This is a genomic window from Roseivivax lentus, from assembly GCF_900156805.1.
Lineage (GTDB): Bacteria > Pseudomonadota > Alphaproteobacteria > Rhodobacterales > Rhodobacteraceae > Roseivivax > Roseivivax lentus.
Window position 1 is genome coordinate 97,717 of the sequence record NZ_FTOQ01000008.1, and the last position, 17,686, is coordinate 115,402.

22 protein-coding genes and 1 pseudogene are annotated in these 17,686 nt (G+C 66.7%); 10 read left to right on the forward strand and 13 right to left on the reverse strand.

The annotated features are described in order from the left end of the window. The first annotated feature begins 23 nt into the window (after nucleotides 1–23). The 3 genes and pseudogenes from BW990_RS22470 to BW990_RS13635 all read left to right on the forward strand — a co-directional run bounded on the left by BW990_RS22470 (nucleotide 24) and on the right by BW990_RS13635 (nucleotide 1,469). Nucleotides 24–152, forward strand: a complete 129-nt coding sequence (locus BW990_RS22470) for a hypothetical protein (RefSeq protein WP_268794340.1) — start codon at nucleotides 24–26, stop codon at nucleotides 150–152. Between the two features lie 3 nt (nucleotides 153–155). After that, nucleotides 156–254: pseudogene (locus tag BW990_RS22290) on the forward strand (IS5/IS1182 family transposase); the annotation flags it as partial. Nucleotides 255–1,154: 900 nt separating this feature from the next. After that, complete coding sequence (locus BW990_RS13635; protein ID WP_076448630.1) at nucleotides 1,155–1,469, forward strand: DUF1272 domain-containing protein; 315 nt, start codon at nucleotides 1,155–1,157, stop codon at nucleotides 1,467–1,469. 126 nt (nucleotides 1,470–1,595) lie between these two features. Here the strand turns inward: BW990_RS13635 and BW990_RS13640 are convergent, their stop codons facing one another. Beyond that, nucleotides 1,596–1,832, reverse strand: a complete 237-nt coding sequence (locus BW990_RS13640) for an Lrp/AsnC ligand binding domain-containing protein (RefSeq protein WP_076448632.1) — start codon at nucleotides 1,830–1,832, stop codon at nucleotides 1,596–1,598. A 135-nt stretch (nucleotides 1,833–1,967) separates the two neighbouring features. Between BW990_RS13640 and hisB the strand changes: the two genes are divergently transcribed. From hisB to BW990_RS13655, 3 genes are read left to right on the forward strand one after another with little or no spacing between them, the layout of a single operon-like run. Next, on the forward strand, nucleotides 1,968–2,555 hold the full coding sequence (gene hisB, locus BW990_RS13645) for an imidazoleglycerol-phosphate dehydratase HisB (RefSeq protein WP_076448634.1): 588 nt from the start codon (nucleotides 1,968–1,970) through the stop codon (nucleotides 2,553–2,555). 2 nt (nucleotides 2,556–2,557) lie between these two features. After that, nucleotides 2,558–3,196, forward strand: coding sequence for an imidazole glycerol phosphate synthase subunit HisH (hisH, locus tag BW990_RS13650; protein ID WP_076448636.1), 639 nt, complete (start codon nucleotides 2,558–2,560; stop codon nucleotides 3,194–3,196). Further along, the gene (locus BW990_RS13655; protein ID WP_076448638.1) at nucleotides 3,193–3,876 is read left to right on the forward strand and encodes a Dph6-related ATP pyrophosphatase; all 684 of its coding nucleotides are present in this window, start codon (nucleotides 3,193–3,195) and stop codon (nucleotides 3,874–3,876) included. Before hisH ends, BW990_RS13655 begins: the two co-directional genes overlap by 4 nt. A gap of 106 nt (nucleotides 3,877–3,982) precedes the next feature. On the opposite strand, the gene BW990_RS13660 is transcribed toward BW990_RS13655, so the two are convergent. Continuing rightward, nucleotides 3,983–4,294 carry a DUF2147 domain-containing protein gene (locus BW990_RS13660; RefSeq protein WP_407690140.1) on the reverse strand — a complete coding sequence of 104 codons (312 nt, stop codon included), beginning with the start codon at nucleotides 4,292–4,294 and terminating at the stop codon, nucleotides 3,983–3,985. Between the two features lie 211 nt (nucleotides 4,295–4,505). On the opposite strand from BW990_RS13660, the gene hisA reads away from it, so the two are divergent. Further along, nucleotides 4,506–5,225 (forward strand): 1-(5-phosphoribosyl)-5-[(5-phosphoribosylamino)methylideneamino]imidazole-4-carboxamide isomerase, encoded by a 720-nt coding sequence (gene hisA, locus BW990_RS13665; RefSeq protein ID WP_076448642.1) that lies wholly within the window; start codon nucleotides 4,506–4,508, stop codon nucleotides 5,223–5,225. 134 nt (nucleotides 5,226–5,359) lie between these two features. Here hisA and BW990_RS13670 read toward each other — a convergent pair whose 3' ends face one another. Then, entirely contained in the window at nucleotides 5,360–5,815 is a 456-nt protein-coding gene (locus tag BW990_RS13670) for a DUF302 domain-containing protein (RefSeq protein WP_076448644.1), read from the reverse strand. A gap of 182 nt (nucleotides 5,816–5,997) precedes the next feature. Between BW990_RS13670 and hisF the strand changes: the two genes are divergently transcribed. From hisF to BW990_RS13685, 3 genes are read left to right on the forward strand one after another with little or no spacing between them, the layout of a single operon-like run. Continuing rightward, nucleotides 5,998–6,756, forward strand: coding sequence for an imidazole glycerol phosphate synthase subunit HisF (gene hisF / locus BW990_RS13675; RefSeq protein WP_076448645.1), 759 nt, complete (start codon nucleotides 5,998–6,000; stop codon nucleotides 6,754–6,756). Between the two features lie 2 nt (nucleotides 6,757–6,758). After that, nucleotides 6,759–7,073 (forward strand): phosphoribosyl-ATP diphosphatase, encoded by a 315-nt coding sequence (locus BW990_RS13680; RefSeq protein WP_076448754.1) that lies wholly within the window; start codon nucleotides 6,759–6,761, stop codon nucleotides 7,071–7,073. A gap of 6 nt (nucleotides 7,074–7,079) precedes the next feature. Next, nucleotides 7,080–7,964, forward strand: coding sequence for a DMT family transporter (locus BW990_RS13685; RefSeq protein WP_076448647.1), 885 nt, complete (start codon nucleotides 7,080–7,082; stop codon nucleotides 7,962–7,964). Here BW990_RS13685 and BW990_RS13690 read toward each other — a convergent pair whose 3' ends face one another. The 10 genes from BW990_RS13690 to topA all read right to left on the reverse strand — a co-directional run bounded on the left by BW990_RS13690 (nucleotide 7,965) and on the right by topA (nucleotide 17,536). After that, entirely contained in the window at nucleotides 7,965–9,230 is a 1,266-nt protein-coding gene (locus BW990_RS13690) for an aminotransferase class V-fold PLP-dependent enzyme (protein WP_234990262.1), read from the reverse strand. Continuing rightward, on the reverse strand, nucleotides 9,227–9,424 hold the full coding sequence (locus BW990_RS13695) for a DNA gyrase inhibitor YacG (RefSeq protein WP_076448649.1): 198 nt from the start codon (nucleotides 9,422–9,424) through the stop codon (nucleotides 9,227–9,229). Before BW990_RS13695 ends, BW990_RS13690 begins: the two co-directional genes overlap by 4 nt. After that, on the reverse strand, nucleotides 9,421–10,440 hold the full coding sequence (locus BW990_RS13700; RefSeq protein WP_076448651.1) for a ribonuclease E/G: 1,020 nt from the start codon (nucleotides 10,438–10,440) through the stop codon (nucleotides 9,421–9,423). The genes BW990_RS13695 and BW990_RS13700 overlap by 4 nt, the downstream gene beginning before the upstream one ends. Further along, nucleotides 10,437–11,018: a Maf family protein gene (locus BW990_RS13705; protein ID WP_076448653.1), complete on the reverse strand. Its 582-nt coding sequence runs from the start codon at nucleotides 11,016–11,018 to the stop codon at nucleotides 10,437–10,439. The genes BW990_RS13700 and BW990_RS13705 overlap by 4 nt, the downstream gene beginning before the upstream one ends. A 72-nt stretch (nucleotides 11,019–11,090) precedes the next feature. Beyond that, the gene (infA, locus tag BW990_RS13710; protein WP_005978431.1) at nucleotides 11,091–11,309 is read right to left on the reverse strand and encodes a translation initiation factor IF-1; all 219 of its coding nucleotides are present in this window, start codon (nucleotides 11,307–11,309) and stop codon (nucleotides 11,091–11,093) included. Nucleotides 11,310–11,405: 96 nt separating this feature from the next. Beyond that, nucleotides 11,406–12,263 carry a carbon-nitrogen hydrolase family protein gene (locus tag BW990_RS13715; protein WP_076448756.1) on the reverse strand — a complete coding sequence of 286 codons (858 nt, stop codon included), beginning with the start codon at nucleotides 12,261–12,263 and terminating at the stop codon, nucleotides 11,406–11,408. Between the two features lie 55 nt (nucleotides 12,264–12,318). After that, the gene (locus tag BW990_RS13720) at nucleotides 12,319–12,945 is read right to left on the reverse strand and encodes a CoA transferase subunit B (protein ID WP_076448655.1); all 627 of its coding nucleotides are present in this window, start codon (nucleotides 12,943–12,945) and stop codon (nucleotides 12,319–12,321) included. Nucleotides 12,946–12,948: 3 nt separating this feature from the next. After that, nucleotides 12,949–14,007 (reverse strand): PAS domain-containing protein, encoded by a 1,059-nt coding sequence (locus BW990_RS13725; RefSeq protein ID WP_076448657.1) that lies wholly within the window; start codon nucleotides 14,005–14,007, stop codon nucleotides 12,949–12,951. 3 nt (nucleotides 14,008–14,010) lie between these two features. Beyond that, nucleotides 14,011–14,712 carry a CoA transferase subunit A gene (locus BW990_RS13730; protein ID WP_076448658.1) on the reverse strand — a complete coding sequence of 234 codons (702 nt, stop codon included), beginning with the start codon at nucleotides 14,710–14,712 and terminating at the stop codon, nucleotides 14,011–14,013. A 274-nt stretch (nucleotides 14,713–14,986) separates the two neighbouring features. Then, nucleotides 14,987–17,536, reverse strand: a complete 2,550-nt coding sequence (gene topA / locus BW990_RS13735) for a type I DNA topoisomerase (RefSeq protein ID WP_076448661.1) — start codon at nucleotides 17,534–17,536, stop codon at nucleotides 14,987–14,989. Between the last annotated feature and the right edge of the window lie 150 nt (nucleotides 17,537–17,686).

Sequence of the window (17,686 nt, forward strand, 5' to 3'; positions counted from 1 at the left end):
GTCTATCAAGATAGCAAGGAGTAATGGCTGGCAAAGTCAACGCCACAGGGGAAATCGTGCCTTTTGAAGCCAAACAGATTGAATGGTCTGTGTTTTTTGAAGGGATGACAGTCAGCGGATCATCGCGTGAATCCATTGAGGCAGAGCCATAGGTGCGCGGCTTCGGTCGTCAGCTCGTCGAACTACAGATCCGCCTCGCCGTGCTGGACGACAACACGGCGCTCGCCATACCCGTCACGGAGAGCGTGGGTTAAGGGTCCAGAGGAGGGTGAGTCCGGAGTTTACTCTGCTTGCGCAACAAAGCCAGTGCGTACGAGGCCATTGGAAGCATATAAAATATAATATTATCAACATGTTGATATACTATTACTGCGTCCCTCAATTCTTACGAACCGTCCCTCACTTCTTTCGATACGCAGCTAGACAGCTTCTCAATAGTGGACGAAGAAAAGCGGAAATCGAAACTTATTAGTTCGCTGCAAAGTCTTGGTAGCGCCTTTAAAACGTAATTAAATCAATAATTTACCTAACCACTCCCTTAGCGTCCCTCACTTCCTTAGTAACGCCCCCACGCCTTAAGAGATGCAGCTGGACAGGACTTGAAGAAAAAACGAGAGTGAAGGACGGTGCCGCTTGCCGTCCCTCAAAAACCGGGCTCCGTCCCTCACTTGTCACTATAAATTACGTCCCTCTTTCGGGAACAGGAAAAATGAACCACGCAAACCACTGTTTTAAAAGGGGTTTTACAAGCGTCCCTCATGTGAGGGACAGAATGGCTATCTTGAGTAGTAGATTGCCAAGGTAAGGGTCGGGCGTTCGAATCGCCTCGCCCGCTCCATCGGACCCACCGCAGGACGCCCGGAACGGCGTCTCATCCCAGACATGATTCTTGTTGTACGCCATGTCTTTGGACCTGGCCCGCAATGCCTTTGGCGCCCGGCAACCGAACAGAAATCCGGTCGGTTCATCCCTCAGGCAGCCTTGCGAATTGCGTGAGGGAGGCGGACCGCTCCGACCCGATTATTCCAAAACATCACCGCACCGAAATCGACGCCCAAGTCAGCGACTGCGTGCGGCAAGACAAAGCGACCCGTTCTGCCATTGCATTCCGCGGCCTTCCTGCCCCTGATGAACAGCAAACGAAGGGAGCAGTCATGCTGGAGATACGCCCGAATTGCGAGTGGTGCGACAAGGACCTGCCACCCGATGCGCCCGATGCACGCATCTGCAGTTATGAATGCACGTATTGCGCCAAATGCGTGGAGGATGTCCTGCACAACGTCTGCGCGACCTGTGGAGGCGGCTTCGTGCAGCGACCAATCCGACCGCGCTCGTCGAACCGGACGGGTGTGAACACCGGATTGGACAGTCACCCGGCAAGGACGGACCGGGTTCTTTCGAGATGGTCCCGCGACGACGTCGACGAAATCAGCCTGCGCTTGAGAGAGGTTCCCGCGTCGGAGAGATAATCGCGAAGAAAGCGCGTCCCTTTCGCGCGGCTTTCGTTGATCTTGGCGCTCTCCTGACATCCCCAAAGCGCGGAGCGTGCCAATGCTCACAGGTTTCCGTCTCGGGCGATTACGACCGTTTCGGTCTCAAAACACCTTGAAGGTCAGCGTCGTCAGCGACCGTTCGATCCCCGGGATCACCAGCAGGTTCTCGTTGATGAACTTGCCCACGTCCTCACCCTCGGGGACGTAGAGCTTCATCAGAAGGTCATACTCCCCCGAGGTCGAATAAAGCTCCGAATGCAGCTCGCGCAGCGCAATCTTCTCGGCCACGTCATAGGTTTTGCCGGGGGTGCAGCGGATCTGGATGAACAGGGCGCTCATGGTCTCTCCTCGGGCTCGCGGGACGTCTCCAAGCTGGCACGGAAGTCACGGGCGCACAATGGCCCCGGACCCGCCCTTTTCCTCGCGCGACGCCGCGCCTATAAGCGCCCCGAACACCCCCGAAGGATGCCCGAGATGCGCCGCGCCGAGATCACCCGCAAGACCGCCGAGACGGACATCACCGTCACGCTCGACCTCGATGGCAGCGGAACGTACGACAACCAGACGGGCGTGGGCTTCTTCGACCACATGCTCGACCAGCTGGCGCGCCACGCGCTGATCGACATGACAGTGCGCTGCGCGGGCGATCTGCACATCGACGATCACCACAGCGTCGAGGATGTGGGCATCGCCCTCGGCCAGGCGCTCACGCAAGCCATGGGCGACAAGCGCGGCATCCGCCGCTACGGGTCCTGCCTGCTGCCCATGGACGACGCGCTGGTGCGCGCGGCCCTCGATCTCTCGGGCCGGCCCTTCCTTGCCTGGAACGTGGACATGCCCACCGCCAAGATCGGCACTTTCGACACCGAGCTCGTGCGCGAATTCTTCCAGGCGTTCTCGACCCATGGCGGCATCACGCTGCATGTGGACGCGCTTGCCGGGATCAACAGCCACCACATCGCCGAGGCGGCGTTCAAATCCGTGGCCCGCGCCCTGCGCGACGCGCTCGAGACCGATCTTCGCAAATCCGACGCCATTCCCTCGACCAAAGGAGCGCTCTGAGCATGCTCACGGCGATCATCGACTACGAATCCGGCAACCTGCATTCCGCCGACAAGGCGTTCCAGAAGATGGCCCGCGAAGGCGCGGGCGGCGAGGTCGTCGTCACCGACAAAGCCGAGGTGGTGGCGAAAGCCGACCGCATCGTGCTGCCCGGCGACGGCGCCTTCCCGGCCTGCGCCGCGGCACTGCGCGGCAAGGACGGCGTCTACGAGGCGCTGGTCGACGCGGTGGAAAATCGCGGTCGTCCCTTCATGGGCATCTGCGTCGGCATGCAGCTCATGGCGCGCAAGGGCCACGAATATGTCGAGGCGGACGGGCTCGGTTGGATCGACGGCGAGGTGCTGAAGATCGTGCCTACCGACCCCGCGCTGAAAGTGCCGCATATGGGCTGGAACGACCTGGTGATCGAACAGGCCCACCCGGTGCTCGAAGGCGTCGAGACCGGCGATCACGCCTATTTCGTGCATTCCTACCAGATCCGCATGGCCAATCCCTCCCAGCGCATCGCCTATTGCGATTACGGCGAGGAGGTCACCGCCATCGTCGGGTCGGAAAACCGCATCGGCCTGCAATTCCACCCGGAAAAAAGCGCCGAGACCGGCCTGCGGATGATCTCCAACTTCCTTCGCTGGACCCCGTGAGCGCGCCCCGCGCGGTCCTCTCCTGGTCCTCGGGCAAGGATTGCGCCCATGCGCTGCATGTCTGCCGCCGCGACGGGCTCGCGGAGATCGAGGCGCTCTTCACCACGGTGACCGGCGCGGGCCGCGTCGCGATGCACGACACGCGCGCCGAGATTCTGCGCGCGCAGGCCGCAGCGCTGGAGCTGCCGCTCATCGAGGTGACGCTGCCCTGGCCCTGCCCCAACGCGGAATACGAACGCATCATGGCCGCCGAGACGGCGAAGCTCGAAGCCGCCGGGATCACCCACATGGTCTTCGGCGATCTTTTTCTCGAGGATATCCGCGCCTATCGCGAGGCAAAGCTCGCGGGCACCGGGATCACGCCGCTCTTCCCGATCTTCGGTGCGCCCGCCGACACGCCGCGCCTCGCCCGCGAGATGATGGAAAGCGGGCTCGCGGCCCGGATCGCCACCTGCGACACTTCCCGCCTCGATGCGGCCTTCGCGGGCCGGACCTGGGATGCGGCCCTGCTGGCGGAGTTGCCCGGCACGGTCGATCCCTGCGGCGAGAATGGCGAGTTCCACACCATCGTCACCGCCAGCCCGGAATTCCGCGCGCCGCTCACGCTGAAACACGCCCGGACCGAGATCCGCGACGGCTACGCCTATGCCGATCTGCACCCGGAAAGCGCCACCGCCTGACGCCGCCCCGCCCCTAAACGAAAAGGCAGGGAAGCCACGTCCCCTGCCTTGCCTCTTTTCCAAATACGCAATCCGACGCCCGGGGCCCCGGGGCGCCCCCATGCGATCAGTTCAACCGGCTCCAGGTCTGGCTCGAGCAGAGCAGCCCGCCCGCCACGCAACCGCGCAGTTTCAGCGTGTTGCCGCTGAGATCCATCTTGCCGAGGTAGATCTTGTCGTTCGACGGGCGCCAGACGCGGCCTTCGTACTTGCCGCCGCCCTGCGCGACCATGTTCCGCACCAGCACCTTGCCCTTGTTGGGCGAGTCGTATTCGCCCGACCCGTTGAAGGTGCGCGCGATCACGCCGCAGAGCTTGTCGCCGCAGGGCACCATCTGCACATGGGCGTAATTTCCCTCGTCGACTTCGGTTTTCCACATGCCCTCGATCGGGTCGGCGAACGCGGCGGTCGCGCTCAGCGCGAGGCCTGCAAGGGCGGTCAGAATGGCTTTCACGGGTGTCCTCCTCTCCATGAGACGCGGCAATCCAGAGCGCGGCCCGCGCGGCAAATCAAGATTGACGCCGGGTCGCGTTGCATGTGCCGTTCCGTCATGTCATCTGGCAGCGGCCCAGATTTGCGGAGCGCATGCCATGATCCTCTACCCCGCCATCGACCTCAAGGACGGCCAGGCCGTGCGCCTGCTGCGCGGCGACATGGAGAAATCCACCGTCTTCAACGACGATCCCGCCGCCCAGGCCCGGGCCTTCGTCGACAGCGGCTGCCAATGGCTGCACCTCGTGGACCTGAACGGCGCCTTCGCGGGCACGCCCGTGAATGCCGCGGCGGTCGAGGCGATCCTCGCCGCCTGCCCCGGCGTTCCGGCGCAGCTTGGCGGCGGCATCCGCGACATGGCCACGATCGAGGCCTGGATCGACAAGGGGCTGGCGCGCGTGATCCTCGGCACCGTCGCGGTGGAGAACCCCGCGCTGGTGCGCGACGCCGCCCGCGCTTTCCCGGGCAAGGTGGCGGTCGGCATCGACGCGCGGGGCGGCAAGGTCGCCACCAAGGGCTGGGCCGAGGAGACCGACGTGGACGCCACCGATCTGGCGCGCAGCTTCGAGGATGCGGGCGTCGCGGCGATCATCTACACCGACATCAACCGCGACGGCGCCATGGGCGGCCCGAATATCGAGGCGACCGAGGCGCTCGCGCGCGCCGTCTCGATCCCGGTCATCGCCTCGGGCGGGGTGTCGTCGCTGGCCGATCTCGAGGCGTTGCGCGATACCGGCGTGATCGCCGGCGCGATCTCGGGCCGGGCGCTCTACGATGGCGCGCTCGATCTCGGCGCGGCGCTGAAAGCCCTGGGCTAAGGCGCCATCGCGACCCGCGCCGAAACCGGAACGCCCGAGGCTCCAGACGCAAGCCGAGGCGGGCCGAAAAACGCGATCACCGGGGGCCGCTCGGACCGCGCGCCCTCGATGACCCGGGCCAAACGCCCCGCGCCTCACTCCGCCACGGCCGCACCGGTCAGCTTGTCGAGCGCCCCGCTCATCATCGCCAGATACGGCGCATCGCCGGGCACCTGCAGCCCGTCCAGCATCGCCTCGGGGCTCTCATAGGCGACCCAGACCTGCCCCGCCGCGTCCTCATAGGCCAGAACCCGCAGCGGCAGATGCACGCCCGCCCGGATGTCGTCCTGCAGCGCCGGCGTTCCGAGCTTCGGGTTGCCGAAGATCAGCAGCTCCGCCGGGGCCAGCTCCATCTCCACATTCGCGGCACCCCCCGCGTGATCGACCCGAGCGAAGATCGTGGCGCCCGCGTTCTTCACGGCGGTCTCCAGCTTGTCGATGGTCACCTCCACCGAATGCGGGCTCGGCGTCTCGATGTAATCGGCCTGCGCGGCGCCCGCGCTAAGGACGATCAGCGAAAGGGCGGCAAGGTTGGGGGCCAGGTTCGGCATGGGTTTTCCTCCGGTCAAAAGGTGGTAACCGCCATCCTGACACGGCCGTTCCGCACATGGGCGACACTTCGGCGTGACGCGAAGGCGGCAGGCGGTTCGCCGCCGCTTCGGGCGCGCCATCCATTCTTGTGATCCGATGCCGCTTTCGGCATATCGGGAACAAGCCAGAAGGACCGAACGCGATGCTGAAGACCCGGATCATTCCCTGCCTCGACGTGGCCGATGGCCGCGTGGTCAAGGGCGTCAATTTCGTCGACCTGCGCGATGCGGGCGACCCCGTCGATGCGGCCCGCGCCTATGACGAGGCGGGCGCCGACGAGATCTGCTTTCTCGACATCACCGCCAGCCACGAAGACCGCGACACGATGCTCGACGTGGTCACCCGCACCGCGGAGCAATGCTTCATCCCGCTCACGGTAGGCGGCGGCGTCCGCTCGGTCGCCGATGTGCGCAACCTGCTGCTCGCGGGTGCCGACAAGGTCAGCTTCAACTCCGCCGCCGTCGCCAATCCCGACGTGGTCTCCGAAGCCGCCGACCAGTTCGGCAGCCAGTGCATCGTCGTCGCCATCGACGCGAAATCCGTGGGCGAGAACAAGTGGGAGATCTTCACCCATGGCGGGCGGCGCGAAACCGGCATCGACGCCATCGACTTCGCGCTCACCATGCAGGCCAAGGGCGCGGGCGAGATCCTGCTGACCTCGATGGACAAGGACGGCACGCGCTCGGGCTTCAACATCCCGCTAACCCGCGCCATTTCGAACGCGGTGACGATTCCGGTGATCGCCTCGGGCGGCGTCGGCACGCTCGACCACCTCGTCGAGGGCGTGACCGAAGGCGGGGCCTCGGCGGTGCTCGCCGCCTCAATCTTCCATTTCGGCGATTACACGATCGGCGAGGCCAAGGATTACATGGCCGAACACGGCATCGCGGTGCGCCGATGACCATGACCCTCGAAGAGCTGGCCAAGACCGTGGCCAAGCGCGCCAAGGCCGATCCCGAGGACAGCTGGACCGCGCGGCTCATCGCCAAGGGCCCCGAGAAATGCGCCGAGAAATTCGGCGAAGAGGCCATCGAGGCGATCATCGAGGCCGCCAAGGGCAACCGCGCCGGGCTGACCGCGGAAGCCGCCGACGTACTCTTCCACTTCCTCGTGATGCTGGAGGCCCGCAAGGTGCCGCTGTCGGACGTGATGGACGAACTGGCCAAGCGGCAGAAACGCTCGGGCCTTGCCGAGAAGGCCGCCCGCAAGGGCCTCTGAGGCGGGTTGGACTCCCGCGCGCGCCTCGCCGGTCTCGCCGCGATCATCGCCGCGGCGATGCTCTGGGGCACCACCGGCACGCTGCAGACTCTGCTGCCGCCCGACCGCGCGCCGCTCGCGGTGGGCGCGCTGCGTCTTCTCGTCGGCGCCTGCGGGCTTCTGGCGCTGGCCGCGGCGCAACCGGCCTGCCGCCGGGCGCTGCGCACGCTGCCCCTTGCGGGCATCGTCTTCGCGGGCGCCGCCATCGGGCTCTACAACCTCTTGTTCTTCTGGGGCGTGACCGAGGCAGGTGTCGGCATCGGCACCGCGATCACCATCGGCAGCGCGCCGTTCTGGGCCACCGCCTACGAGGTCTTCGTCCTGCGCCGGCTGCCCACGCCCCTGCGCGCGGGCGGGCTCGTCCTGTCGGTCGCGGGCGTGGCGCTTCTGGCGGGCTCGGATGCGCGCGGCGCGGCATCGGTCCTGGGAATCGCGCTGACCCTCGGCGCGGGCGCCTGCTATGCCGCCTATTCGCTCGCGACGAGCCGCATGGGCCATCGCGCGCCATCCACTGCCATTGCCGCGGCGACCTTCACGATGGCGGCGCTTTTCGCGCTGCCGGTCCTCTTCGTGCTGCCCCTGGCTTGGCTGGCCGCGCCCGGCGCGGCGCTGACCATCGGCGCGCTCGGCCTCGGCGCGACCGGGTTCGCCTACGCGCTCTACACCTGGGGGCTGACGCGGGTCGCGGCCTCGACCGCGGTGACCCTGGCCCTTGCGGAGCCCGTCACCGCCTGGCTGCTCGCCACCTTCCTCGTGGGTGAGCCCGTCAGCGCGCAGGGCGTCGCGGGCGCGCTTCTGGTGCTGGCTGGGCTTGCCGTCGTCGCCCTCTCGGGCACCCGCCGCGCCGCCTGATCAGAGGATCTTCGACATCGCCGCGAGGAAGGCCGCCACCTCGGCGCGCGTGTTGTAATGGCACATCGACACCCGCACCGCCGCCTCGAACCCGAGCGGCGTCAGGATGTTGCCGGAATAATGATCGGCCTTGCGGATATGCACCCGCACGCCCTCCTCCTCCAGCGCCTCGACGATTTCCGCCGCAGGACGGCCCTCGGCGACGAAGGTCACGAGGCCCTCGCGATGGGCGTTCTCGACCCCGCCGATCACGGTGACGCCCGGCATTTCCGCCAGACCCGCAAGGTTGCCCGTGCCGTGCAGCATCGCCTCGCAGAGCATCGCTTCCTGCGCCGCGATGGCCCGGCCCGCCGCCTCGATCCGCGCGCGGGGCTCGGTCGCGTCCGAGACCTCGCCGCCCAGCCAGTCGAAATGGGCCACCACGTCCGACAGGGTCGCATAGGCGCCGGTATCCCGCGTGCCCAGCTCCCAGTTGCCCTCGGGCCCGCCCTTGAGCGCGTCGTGATCCAGCGCCGTCAGCCGGTCCGACGCCCAGGCCACCCCGTAGCCATGGCGCGAGAACACCTTGTAGGGCGAGATCACGTAGCCATCGACCCCCGCCGCCCTGAGGTCGATGCCGCCGTGACAGGCATGCTGGATGCCGTCCACGATGATGAAAGCCTCGGGCGCCGTGGCCCGGATGGCCGCCGCGATCGCCGCGATGTCGTTGCCGATCCCGGTCACCGGCGAGGTGTGCAGGATCGTCGCCACGCGCGTCTCCGGCGTGACCTTTGCGGCATAGGCCTCCGCCGTGACGCGGCCTTCGGCATCGTCATGGATGACCTGCACATAAGGCTTGCCCGCCACGTCCGCCCAGCGCTGCGCGGCCGACCGCGAGGCGGGATGCTCCACCGACGATCCCAGCACGATGCCGCCCTCGGGCGCGCCGAGGCAGGCATCCCGAATGAGCCGGAACAGCAATTCGGTGCCCGATTCGCCCACGAAGACGCGGCCGCCCTCGGCATTGAAGAACAGTGCCGCGTCGGCCCGCGCGGTGTCGATGATCTCCTGCAGCTTTTTCGAGGCCGCGTTCATCCGGCCCTGGTTGTCCGGGATCGCGGCGAATTTGGCGCTGGTCTCGACCGCCGATTTCAGCGTCAATGCGCCGCCCGCATTCTCGAAGAAGATGCGCGGCCCGGTCAGCGGGCATTCCTCCACATGGGCGAAGCGCGCGCGCACACGCGCAATGAGCTGCCCATGGTCCTCAATCGGAACCGCCCCGGTCAATGCGTGCTCTCCCCGTCGTCGCGCGCCCGCGCGGCCAGCGCGGCGTCGAGCGCCTCTTCCACCTCCTCGGGGTCGGTCGACGGCACCGCGTAGGAACCCGAGAACCACCGCCCGAGATCGAGATCGGCACAGCGGCGCGAACAGAACGGCCGGTACTTCGCGTCGCTTTTCTCCGAACAGATCGGACAGCTCATCCCATCACCTCCCTGAGTGCGACGCGGTCGCGCTTGCGCTGCAATTCGATGTTGCCCATGGGCGTCCAGCCCACGAAGGTCGTCTCGACGCTGTCGGACTTGAGCGCGGCCCGCAAGACGCTCTCGATCTGCCGCCGCTCCTTTTTCGGGAACGGCGCGGGGTCGATGACGATGACGCCGCCGAGGCCCCGCAGACGCAATTGCCGCGGCAGGTCGCGCAGGGCCGCGATGGTCGCCTTCAGCCCCGCCGCGGGCGAAGTGTCTCCGCCGGTATTCACGTCGACCGCCACCAGCGCCCGGGTTTCCTCCACCGCCATGGTGCCCGCGCCCTTCAGCGGGACCACGGGCGAGGCCAGCGCCTCCAGCGCATCGGCGGCGCCGGTGATCTCGAAGGCGTCCGGGCCCTCGACCACATCCGCCGGCATCACCCATTCCCGCCAGGCCCGCAGGCTCGGGCTGTCGCCCTCCAGCAGCACCTCGGCCTCGCGGCCCTGATCGCCCGCCACCTGGTCCGCGACCTCCTGCATCGCGCGGATATCCTCTGCGATCTCGGCGGGATCGGCCCCGGCGCAGGACGAGCGCAGGATCAGGCCCGCCGTGCCCTCCATCACCTCGTGGGCGATCTCGAGCAGCGCGTCGCGCGTCTCCTCGTCGCGGATCTGGCGCGAGACGTTCAGCCCCGGCGCGTCCGGCGTGACGATGGCGTAGCGCGACTTGAACAGCAGCTTCGTCGTGACCGGCACCGCCTTGCCGGGCTCCGCATGGCCGGTGACCTGCACGATCAGCGCGTCGCCCGGTGCCACGCCCTTGATCTGGCGCAGGTAGACCGGGCCGTCCGGCGTGTCGCAGAAGATGCCGCCCTGGCCCTTCATGGGCCGCCGCGCGATGGCGCGGTAGATGGTGCCGGGGGCCGGCTGGTCGCCCGCGACGAACAGATCGTCGAGCCGCCCGTCCACCATCAGCGCCGCCGCTTCGCGGCCCGCGATCTCGCCCAATGCGATCTGTGCGCCCTTCATGCCGCCTCCTCCGTCCAGATGGGGTGGCCCGCCGCCTGCAGGAGCTGCGCGGTTTCCGCGAGCGGCAGGCCGACGATGGCCGAATAGGAGCCCGACATCCACGGGATCAGCGCAGCCGCCGGTCCCTGGATGGCGTAGCCGCCCGCCTTTCCCTGCCAGTCGCCGGTGGCGAGGTAGCCGTTCACCTCGATATCGGACAGGGCCTTCATCTTCACCTGGCTCATCACGTCGCGCTCCCAGATTCGGTCGCCGCGCCGCACCGCCACCGCCGTCACCACCCGGTGCCGCCGTCCGGACAGCGCCCAGAGGAAGGCCGCCGCCTCGCCCGCATCTTCGGGCTTGCCGAGGATGCGGCGGCCCAGCGCGACGGTCGTGTCTGCACAGAGCACGATATCGTCCGGCTCCGCCGCGACCGCGCGGACCTTCTCGCGCGCGATCCGCTGGCAATAGGGCCGCGGCAACTCGCCCTTGCCGGGCGTCTCGTCGATTTCGGGCGGGCGCACCGCGTCCGGCACCACGCCAAGCGTGGCGAGAAGCTCCAGCCGCCGCGGGCTGCCCGATCCCAGAATGAGCGCCATGATGCGTCCCCCAGACATGCGAGAGGGGCCCGGAGGCCCCTGTCATCGCCGATCCCGATCTTGCGGTTCGGCTTACTTGAAGCGGTAGTTGATCCGCCCCTTGGTCAGGTCGTAAGGCGTCATTTCCACCTGGACCTTGTCGCCAGCCAGAACCCGGATGCGGTTCTTGCGCATCTTGCCTGCCGTATGCGCGATGATCTCATGGCCGTTTTCTAGCTCGACCCGGAACGTCGCATTCGGCAGGAGTTCCTTCACGACACCGGGAAATTCGAGCGTATCTTCCTTGGCCATGGTCTCTCCTGCATTGGGGTTTGCACCGCTCCCCGAGGGAAAGCGATGCGATGCGCGGTAAATGAGCCCGTTTCAAGCTTTTTTCAAGAGGCAATATCACCGGAGCCGCTGCAGTGCGGCAATGCCGTCGCGGCCTGTCTGGTCCGCCCAATGCGCCCGGTTCAGCACGACGCCATCCGCGCGCACCGCCGCGACCTGCGCGGGATCGACCCGCGCATAGGTCCAGCCGGGCGCGTTCAGCCTGCCCTCGGCCAGCACGCCCGTGGCCGGAAAGCCCGTATCCGGCGGGCCGAAGACGCCGCCCGCGCCGCAATTGGTGTCCACCGCCTCAGACCAGGGGGCATCGCCCACGGTCGAGGCCATGACCGCGATGCATTGCGCCTCGAGCGCGCGGGCCGTGGCCCCGATCCGCACCCGCCAATAGCCCGTCAGCGCCTCTGTGCAGGAGGGCATGAGCAGGATCTCGGCCTCCGACAGCGCGCGGCCCAGCAGCGGGTATTCCCCGTCATAGCAGATGAGGATGCCGATCCGCCCCAGCGCCGTGTCGAAAAGGCGCAGCGGGCCGCCCGGCACGACGCCCCAGACCTCGCGCTCAAACCGGGTCATGATCTGCTTGTCCTGCACGCCGATCTGCCCGTCCGGTGTGAAAAGCCGCGCGCGGTTCACCGGGCGCGGCCCGATCTCCGGATCGAAGACCGGCGCGGAGGCCGCGAGGATGTGCACGCCGTGCCGCATGGCCAGATCGCGGTGCAGCGCGTCGGCCTCGGGGATCCGGGCCGACACCGCGTGCAGCGAGGCCTCTAGATCGCCCGCCACCTCCGGGCCTGCCAGCGTGGCCAGCTCCATCGCGCCGTATTCGGGAAAGACCAGAAGCTGCGCGCCCTGCCCCGCGGCCTCGGCCACCCAGGCCTCGATCTTGGCGGCATAGGCGGCCCAGTCTGGCAGCTGGTCCATCGGGTAGGCGGCGGTCGCGACGATGAAGGCGGCCGCGCTGCCCGACCGCAGGTCTTCAGACAATTTTGGCGTCAGTGGCCGCGATGATGTCCTCGCGGGTCACACCCGGGGCGCATTCCTGGATGTGCAGACCCTTGTGGGTCACGTCCAGCACGCCGAGATTGGTGATGATACGGTCCACGACCCCCTTGCCGGTCAGCGGCAGGGTGCATTCCTTCAGCAGCTTCGATTCGCCCGCCTTGTTCTGGTGATCCATCACCACGACGACCCGCTGCACGCCCGCGACGAGGTCCATCGCGCCGCCCATGCCCTTCACCAGCTTGCCGGGGATCATCCAGTTCGCCAAGTCGCCCTTCTCGGACACTTCCATGGCGCCGAGGATGGCCGCCGCGATCTTGCCGCCGCGAATCATGCCGAACGAGGTGGCGCTGTCGAAATAGGAGGTCTCGGGCAGCTCCGTGATGGTCTGCTTGCCGGCATTGATGAGATCCGGGTCCTCTTCGCCCTCATAGGGAAAGGGGCCCATGCCCAGCATGCCGTTTTCCGATTGCAGCGTGACGGTCACGCCTTCGGGGATGTAGTTCGGCACCAGCGTCGGGATGCCGATGCCGAGATTCACATAGGTGCCGTCTTCGAGTTCCTGGGCGGCACGCGCCGCCATCTGTTCACGATCCCAAGGCATGTCTCATGCTCCTTTTTTTGCGAGGTCGTGCGGGTGCACGGGCACGTCGACCATGACGACGGTGCCCGCCGCGCCGCGCGCGACATTGATGGTTGCATCGAGCCCGTCGAGCAGCGAGGCGATCAGCCGACCGCCCACCGTGTTGTTCGAGGGCCAGTCGATCTTGGCCGGGATGCCGACCCCGTCATCGGACAGGATCAGCCGCAATCCCCCCGCCGCGAGCTTGGTCACCCGCAGGTCGACGAAGCCGCTGTCGAGGCCGACGAAGGCATGCGAAAAGGCGTTGGACAGCGTCTCGGACAGGATCAGCGCGATCCTCAGCGCGTCGTCCAGCCCGACCTCCATCTGTTCGAATTGCTGCACCACGCGGATGCCGGGGCGGCTTTCGTGATGGGTCACGTTCGCGGCGATGCGGCTCAACAGCGCCCCGAGATCGAGCCCGGCACGGTCCAGTTCGCGGTCGGCCTTCTGCATCTCCTCGTAGACGAGCTGGATGCAATCGAGCCGCCGCGGCATGGCCTCGATCTCGGTCATGGGCTCGGTGAGGTTCTCGCGGATATCCGGATGGGCGATATTGCGCAGGATCAGCCCGAGGTCGCCATGCACCCGGCCCAGCAGCAGGTCGAGAATGGTGTCGTTAGAGACCGACTCGTCCTCATCTTCGCGCAATTCCTTCTGGAAGCCGAGGAAATACAACGGGTTGCCCTGCTCGTCGAGGATCGGCGCGATGGTCAGCCGGTTCAGGAACGGCTGCCCCGAGGCCCGGTAGTTCAGGATATCGACCGACACTTCGCGGCCGTTCTCCACGGCGGTTCGGATGCGGTCCACGTCGGTCTTGCGGGTCCGCTCGCCCTGCAGGAAGCGGCAGTTCCGCCCGATGACCGACGACCGCGCGTACCCGGTGATCCGCTCGAACGCGTCGTTGACGTAGACGATCGGATTGTCGGGCACCTGCGGATTGGTGATGACGATCGCAAGCGACAGGCGCGAAAAGCCCGCCATTGCCGAACGCTCGTCGAGGACCGAACTCAATCGCCTGGATTTCACCGCAGCGCCCGCCATGGTTCAGGCCGCTTTCTTCCGCGTGGTGACCTTCTCGATGCGCTTTTCATGCGCACCCTGGATCAGCCGGTGCACGTAGACGCCCGGCAGGTGGATGTTGTCGGGGTCGAGTTCTCCGGGCTGGACGATCTCTTCCACCTCGACCACGCAGGTCTTGCCGCACATGGCCGCGGGCGGATTGAAGTTCCGCGCGGTCTTGCGGAAGACGAGGTTGCCGGTCGTGTCGGCCTTCCACGCCTTGACGATGGAGAGGTCCGCGAAGATGCCGCGCTCGAGGATGTAGTTCTCGCCGTCGAACTCCTTCACTTCCTTGCCCTCGGCGATCTGCGTGCCGTAGCCGGTCTTGGTGTAGAAGCCCGGAATACCCGCGCCGCCCGCGCGCATCCGCTCCGCGAGCGTGCCCTGCGGGGTGAATTCCAGCTCCAGTTCGCCCGACAGGTACTGGCGCATGAATTCCGCGTTCTCGCCCACATAGGACGAGATCATCTTCTTCACCTGCCGCGTCTGCAGCAGGATGCCGATGCCGAAATCGTCCACACCCGCATTGTTCGACGCGAAGGTCAGGTTCTTGACACCGGATTGCTTGATCGCCTCCAGAAGCAACTCGGGAATGCCGCAGAGGCCGAAGCCCCCGGCCGCAATCAGCATGTCGTCGTGCAACAGACCCTCGAGCGCCTCGGCAGCGGAATTGTAGACTTTCTGCATGGAAGTCTTCCCCCGTAAGCGTTGATTTCCGCCCGTTTGTGGCGAGCGCCCGGGGTGAAGTCAATGCAAACGCAGCATCGATGCAAAGGGCAGGCCCGACGGTCCCGGCGGGATCCTGCAGCCCTGCATGATGCCCGCAATCCCCGGCGTGGCTGTCGAGCTGCGGCGGCGCGCGGCCAGTGCGGCGCAAGCATGACGCGCACGCCTCCCGGGGCGGCATCGCCGCCCACTGGGCCGATTGTGCACGCCGCGTCTGCCCGGCGCGCCCGGGCGTCTATTTCTTCGCTGCAGCCTTCTTGGCCGCCGGTTTCTTCGCGGCAGCCTTCTTCTTCGGCGCGGCCTTCTTCTTGCCCTTGCCGGACTTGGCCTCTTTCTCGGCGATCAGTTCGACCGCCATGGCCACCGTCACATCCTCGGGCGCGACATCCTTGGGCAGGGTCGCGTTGACCTTTTCCCACTTGATGTAGGGTCCGTAGCGCCCGTCCATCACGTTCATCGCGCCGCCCGCCTCGGGATGCTCGCCAAGCTCTTTCAGAGGCTTGGCCGCCGCCCGACCGCCGCCGCGTTTCGCCGCCTTCTCGGCCAGCACGTCCACCGCGCGGTTGATGCCGATCTCGAAGACCTCGTCCACCTCCTTGAGGTTCGCGTAGAGCTTGCCGTGCTTCACGAACGGCCCGTAGCGCCCGATGCCCGCCTCGATGGGTTCGCCATCCTCGGGATGCTTGCCCACCTCGCGCGGCAGCGACAGCAGCGTCAGCGCCTTCTCGAGATCCATGTCATCCGGCGACCAGCCCTTGGGCAGGCTGGCGCGCGGCGGCTTCTTGTTCTCTTCGGTCACCTCGCCGCGCTGCACGTAAGGCCCGAACCGGCCCGACCTGAGCGAGATCTCGTCGCCATTGTCCTCGCCCAGCACCCGGTCGCCCTGCTCGGCGGCATCGCCCCCGATGGGCCGGGTGTAGCGGCATTCGGGATAGCGCGAGCAGCCCACGAAGCCGCCCGAACGCGAGGTCTTGAGATGCAGCGAGCCTTCCCCGCAAAGCGGACAGATGCGCGGATCGCTGCCATCCTCCTTCGGCGGATAAAGCTGCGGCGCCAGCGCGTCGTCGAGCACGTCGAGCACCTCGGCGATGCGCAGCTCGGAAGTCTCGGCGATGGCCGCCGAGAAATCGCGCCAGAACTTCGACAAAAGCTCCTTGTAATCCGCCTCGCCCGCCGACACGTCGTCGAGCTCTTCCTCCAGCGCCGCGGTGAAATCGTATTCCACGTAGCGCTTGAAGAAATTCAGCAGGAAGATCGTCACGATCCGCCCCTTGTCCTCGGGGAACAGCCGGTTCTTGTCCTTGCGGACATATTCGCGGTCCTGGATCGTCGAGATCACGCTCGCATAGGTCGACGGGCGCCCGATCCCCAGCTCTTCCATCTTCTTGACCAGCGTCGCCTCGGTGTAGCGCGGCGGCGGCTGGGTGAAATGCTGCTCGGGCGTGACGCCCTCCTTGGCGGTCTTCTCGCCCTCCATGATCTGTGGCAGGCGCTTGTCGTCGTCATCCACGACGTCGTCGCGGCCCTCCTCGTACACCCGCAGGAACCCGTCGAAGAGCACCACCTGGCCGGTGGCGCGCAGGCCCACCTCGCCGTCGCGGCTGCCGATCTCGACCGTCGTGCGCTCCAGCCGGGCGGCCTCCATCTGGCAGGCCAGCGTACGCTTCCAGATCAGATCGTAGAGCTTCTTCTGGTCCGCGTCGCGCAGGCCCAGCGCGCCGGCATCCTTGGTCATGTCGGTGGGCCGGATGCATTCATGCGCTTCCTGCGCGTTCTTGGCCTTGTTCTTGTAGATCCGCGGGCTGCTCGGCACATATTCCGCGCCGAACCGGTCCTTGATGGCGTCGCGCGCCTCGCTCACCGCCTCGGGCGCCATGTCGATGCCGTCGGTCCGCATGTAGGTGATGTGCCCGGCCTCGTAGAGCCGCTGTGCGGTCGACATGCAGACCTTGGCGCCCATGCCGAACTTGCGGCTGGCCTCCTGCTGCAGGGTCGAGGTCATGAAGGGGGCGGAGGGGTTGCGGCTCGTGGGCTTGGCCTCGACCGAGGTGACGGTCAGGTCGCGGCTCTTGACTGCCTGCACCGCCATTTCGGCCTGGGTCTCGTTCTCCAGGTCGTAGCGGTCGAGTTTCTTGCCCGAAAGGCTGACCAGCCGCGCCTCGAAGCTCTGGTTCCGCTGGGTCTTCAGCTGCGCCTTCACCGACCAGTATTCGCGCGCGCGGAAGGCCTCGATCTCCATCTCGCGCTCGACGATGAGCCGCAGGCAGACCGATTGCACCCGCCCCGCCGAGCGCGCGCCCGGCAGCTTGCGCCACAGGACCGGCGACAGGTTGAACCCCACGAGGTAATCGAGCGCGCGGCGCGCCAGATAGGCCTCGACCAGCGGCGCGTCGATGTCGCGCGGGTTCTTCATCGCCTCGGTGACCGCGTCCTTGGTGATCGCGTTGAAGGTCACGCGGCTGACGGCGGTGTCCTTCTTGATCGACTTGCGCTTGGTCAGCGCCTCCTTGAGGTGCCACGAGATCGCCTCGCCCTCGCGGTCGGGGTCGGTCGCGAGAATGAGCGAATTGTCGTCCTTCAGCGCATCGGCGATGGCCTTGACGTGCTTGCGGCTGTCGGTCGCGACCTCCCAGGTCATGTCGAAACCGTTATCGGTATCGACCGATCCATCCTTCGGGGGCAGGTCGCGCACATGGCCGTAGGAGGCCAAAACCGTGTAATCGGAGCCCAGGTATTTATTGATCGTTTTGGCTTTTGCGGGCGACTCGACAACGACGACGGGCATGAAAAAACCTCGGAAAATGACGGATGTGATATGGCCGCGCAGGACGTGGGGTGCAAGCGCGCAATGTCAAACGGCGGCGGCGGGCGTCATCGCGCGGTTTCCGGCGGCGCCCGCGACGGCGCGCCGCGGCGGCGTTGGTGACATGGCCCG